1 protein-coding gene is annotated in these 1,593 nt (G+C 63.5%); it reads left to right on the forward strand.

Annotated features, from left to right (window positions below; genetic code table 11):
* Window positions 1-51: 51 nt before the first annotated feature.
* Window positions 52-1,593, forward strand: a 1,542-nt coding sequence (locus OZ411_RS42795) for an IS1182 family transposase (RefSeq protein ID WP_282532776.1), incomplete at its 3' end; no start/stop codon positions are given.

Below are 1,593 nucleotides of genomic sequence, written 5' to 3' on the forward strand. Positions count from 1 at the left end.
GAGACTGGGCAAGAATCTTGGCTGATAGGCCGATGCGTGTACGATTCGGTTATGCCGAATCATAGGTTCAAGGCCGGCGTTAGCCGGGATCAGCCGAGTTTTCTTCCGCCGCGTGTTGAAGATTATGTGGAGCGTGACAATCCGGTTCGAGTGATCGAGGCGTTTGTCGCTGCGCTGGACCTTGAGAAGCTTGGCTTCCGCCACGACGGGTCAGGCGGCGGGGCTGGGCAGCCTCCTTACGACCCGGCCGACCTTTTGAAGCTTTATCTTTATGGCTACACGAACCGGATCCGGTCGTCGCGCAGCCTTGAGCGGGAAGCCGGCCGCAATCTTGAACTGATCTGGCTGCTGAAGCGGCTGGTGCCCGGCTATCGCACCATTGCCAAGTTCCGCAAGGACAACTGGAAGGCGCTTAGGGCTGCGAACCGGGAGTTTGTGCTTGTGGTGCGCGAACTTGGCCTGGTGGGCGGTGAAGTTGTGGCGATCGACGGCGCGTTTTTTGACGGCAACGCCAGCAAGGCGAGTATCAAGACGCAGCGCACGCTCGCCAAGCGGCTCGCGGAGATTGACCGGGAGATCGCGGCCTATGGCGCCACGCTTGAGGCCAACGATCGCGCGGAGGCGGCGCCTGCGCCCGCGGGACGGGATGGTGGGGGAGGCGACGGCGAGGACGTCACGCAAAAGGTCGCGGCCTTGATGGCCAAGCGGGCAAACGTGCAGGCCGATCTGGCGCGGCTGGAAGAGAGCGGCGAGAGGCAGCTGTCGCAAACGGATGCCGATGCCCGGCTGTTGTCGAAGAACGGTCAAGTGGTGGCGGGCTACAACGTCCAGATCGCCGTCGATGACAAACATAAGCTGATCGTGGCAAGCGAGGTCGTCAATGACGGCAACGACACCGGCCAGCTTCACGAGATGGCCAAGGCCGCGAAGGACGCACTCGGCGTCGAGACGTTAACGGCGCTGGCCGACACCGGCTATTACAACGGCAACGCGCTCAAGGCCTGCGAGGAGGATGGGATCGTGGCTTACGTTCCGCAAGCCAAGCGCACCGCGAGGCTGCAAGCGCAGGACCGCATGAGCCACGAAGAGTTCGCCTATGAAGCCACAGCAAATGTCTATCGCTGTCCCGCCGGCAAGCTCCTGAGCCCAACGGAGGGCCGCAAGATCAACGGCGGCCGCAGCGAGATCAGGTATGTCAGCCGCAAGGCCGATTGCGACGCCTGCGCGTTGCGTGCGCGCTGCCTCTCCGCCAAGACGCCGACGCGCACCGTCTATCGCTGGGAGCATGAAGCCGTCCTCGAACGGCATCGTGCGCGGATGACGGACGCCAAAGCTCAGATGCGCCGCCGGGCCGAACTCGCCGAACACCCCTTCGGCACCCTCAAATGCCGGGCCGGCTACCGCCACTTCCTCGTCCGCGGCTTCGACAAGGTCCGCGGCGAATGGAGCCTGATGGCGCTCTGCTACAACCTCACTCGCGTGCTCAGCATCCTCGGCCTGGATCGGTTCATGGCCTATCTGGCCAAGCGCCGTCCAAACTGGACGATCTTGCTTGTCACCGTCCTCGCCGTCATCGTCGACCGGCTCCAAACC

It is taken from the genome of Bradyrhizobium sp. Arg237L (assembly GCF_029990105.1).
Taxonomy (GTDB): Bacteria; Pseudomonadota; Alphaproteobacteria; order Rhizobiales; family Xanthobacteraceae; genus Bradyrhizobium.